Source organism: Blautia sp. AF14-40 (genome assembly GCF_003479665.1).
In the GTDB taxonomy this organism is placed as follows: Bacteria; Bacillota; Clostridia; order Lachnospirales; family Lachnospiraceae; genus Fusicatenibacter; species Fusicatenibacter saccharivorans.
In genome coordinates this window covers 1-2686 of sequence record NZ_QUHK01000084.1, presented here as the reverse complement: position 1 = coordinate 2686, position 2686 = coordinate 1, and the positions used below count along the sequence as shown (strand labels likewise).

The following is a 2686-nucleotide window of genomic DNA, read 5'->3' as shown; positions in this document are numbered from 1 at the left end:
ATTTGAGGAGATGAAAAACCGGGTGATTATTCATCGCTTACGTATTTATCAATGGCGAAAACGTTATTTAAAAGAAGGTACATTAGGTCTTATGAATCACAAAAACATTACTCCGGGAACATTAGTAGAAGGTTCTGTTTCAAGTACAGATATTTCTTCTGATGAAATAAATCAGTTGAAGGCTCAAATGCAAGATATGCAATTAGAAATAGACATTCTTAAAGAAACGATAAATGTATTAAAAAAAGACCCAGACATCGATCAGAGTGCTCTCAGCAACAGAGAGAAGGCGGTGATAATCGATGTCTTGAAAAATAGCTACTCACTGCCATTATTATTACAGAAATTACAATTATCAAAAAGCAGTTATTATTATCAGGAACAATCCCTACAAAAAGAAGATAAATATACACTTTTACGTGTTAGAGTCATTGAATTATTTACAGAGAATAAAGGTCGATATGGTTACAGACGAATTCACGCCCTACTTAAGCGTGAAAATATAATTGTCTCAGAAAAAGTTATTCGTAGGATTATGAAAGAAGAACAACTTGTAGTAAAAATCAAACGAACTCGTAAATATAATTCCTATCAAGGTGAAATATCTCCAGCAGTAGATAATCTAATTAACAGAAATTTTTCTGCATCTAAACCTAACGAAAAGTGGTTAACAGATATAACCGAGTTTGCAATTCCGGCAGGAAAGGTTTATTTATCGCCTATAGTAGATTGTTTTGATGGCTTACTTGTCAATTGGAATATAAGCACTTCTCCAGATGCATTACTTGTCAATTCTATGCTTGACGATGCAGCTAAATTACTATCTGTAGGAGAAAAACCAATCATACATTCAGACAGAGGCGTACACTACCGCTGGCCAGGCTGGATTGACAGGATGGAGAAAAATGGTTTCATACGATCAATGTCAAAGAAAGGCTGTTCACCTGATAATTCTGCCTGTGAGGGCGTATTTGGAAGAATTAAAAATGAGATGTTCTATAATGCAGATTGATCTGGGGTAAACATCTCAGAATTTATTGGTATTTTAAATGATTATCTTTATTGGTATAATGAAAAAAGAATAAAAAAATCATTAGGATATTTGAGTCCTATAGAGTACAGACATAGACTTGGATTGGTCACTTAGATAGTCCAAGAAAATGTCCGCACCCTCCCCTCGTCGCCTTCGGTATTTTTGCTTACAGATCAATTTTGTATTTGCCTTTTTGATCTGTAGATATAAACGTTTCCGTTTCTTGCGTTTCTTGCGTCTCTTTATCATCCTGTTGCTCGCATAACTTCTTAATATAGTTATAATTATCTTTATTCATATTTCTTACTGTATTAAATTTAGATAATATAAATTCGGGAGTCATGGTCGGAAATATGTTAAAACTATAGCTGCTAACTATGTTTCCGGATTCATAATCATATCTAAGGGTTGCATATCTCTTGGTGTAATTACAATTTGCAATGTAGCAGCTTAAGGTGACTTCTTTATTAAGCGATTCATCCCCAGGACACTTAAAAGGGAAAAAAGCGTTCATATCACATATTCCATTATCAGATACAGTTACATTGCATTTTGCATAACATTCTCCGTTTTCTAAAAAATTAATAATAAAAAGTGATTTATTTCCATTATCATTTCTTGCATAATTCCAATTATGAATTTTAAAAGCATTTTCAATCAAATTACAGTATTCTTCCAATGTCATAAGTTCACCTCCTTATACTTTAGGTATATCCCTTTTATAAGTGCTATAACAAGTTTTTCCACATTTTTTACAAACCTTGTTAACACGGTATGTAATGCGCTCCCCTGGAACATATTGTTCTTGTGATCCTACGATTTCGCCTTTTTTATTTCGCGTATTAGTATTTATAAGTACGGAAACATTCTCTTTACTTACAATTTCTTCACCTGTCTTTTTCAAACAAAATGGTTTATGACAAGATGGGCATCGAGTATCTTTACCATACCAATAGTAAATGATGATATACAGAATTCCGATACCTATCAATGCAAAAATAAAAGACAGTATCCGCTCCCAAACGCTGAAGAATCTAAATGATTCGCCAATTCCTAATGCGCCACTAAAAAATGAAACAGTGAATGCAGCCACAAAAATGGTTATTCCTAAACGTAACTTATTTTTAAATCCATGAAACATAGTTTATCCCTTTCTTTTGTCTGATTTTAAATTTTTATGAATTCAGTTTGTGCTAACTGTACATCAGATACCATTTTAATTAACACGTTTTCCAGCTTTCCCTGAGATAGCAAATGTGATTTAACAGTAAGCATATTTTCATCGACTAAAAATGTTACATCAGTATACTCACAATTAAGAGAGTTCAATTTTCTTAATAATGTCAATTCATCGAAATCTTTTATCGGTTTTCTGACATAAATTTCTACATCATTATCGTTTTCGTAAAAAACAATTGCAATGTTATATATGCAATCTTTTTCTCCTCTTTCCGGGAAAGAAACGACTGCAAACCCTTCGCCCGTTTCTTCATAAATAGCATTCTTATCTATCCCTTGTGATGTCACATAATCATAAAAGTCATTCAAAGTTTTCAATAATCTATCTTCCTTTCTAGTAAACATCAACAGCCCTCTTTAAGTTTTTAAATACCTATAAATGAGCAAATATCGAATTTTGCACAAACTTATCCC

The 2686-nt window shown here is 32.7% G+C and carries 3 protein-coding genes and 1 pseudogene; 1 reads left to right on the top strand and 3 read right to left on the bottom strand.

The features are described from left to right. Positions 1-1147: pseudogene (locus DWW13_RS18280) on the top strand (IS3 family transposase); the annotation flags it as partial. A gap of 52 nt (positions 1148-1199) precedes the next feature. Here the strand turns inward: DWW13_RS18280 and DWW13_RS18275 are convergent. Genes DWW13_RS18275 through DWW13_RS18265 form a run of 3 tightly spaced genes read right to left on the bottom strand, consistent with a single transcriptional unit; the run spans position 1200 to position 2617 of the window. Next, positions 1200-1718, bottom strand: coding sequence for a hypothetical protein (locus tag DWW13_RS18275; protein WP_117762273.1), 519 nt, complete (start codon positions 1716-1718; stop codon positions 1200-1202). A 12-nt stretch (positions 1719-1730) separates the two neighbouring features. Then, positions 1731-2174, bottom strand: coding sequence for a hypothetical protein (locus DWW13_RS18270; protein ID WP_117762272.1), 444 nt, complete (start codon positions 2172-2174; stop codon positions 1731-1733). Positions 2175-2200: 26 nt separating this feature from the next. Next, the gene (locus DWW13_RS18265) at positions 2201-2617 is read right to left on the bottom strand and encodes a hypothetical protein (RefSeq protein WP_117762271.1); all 417 of its coding nucleotides are present in this window, start codon (positions 2615-2617) and stop codon (positions 2201-2203) included. Positions 2618-2686 lie beyond the last annotated feature (69 nt).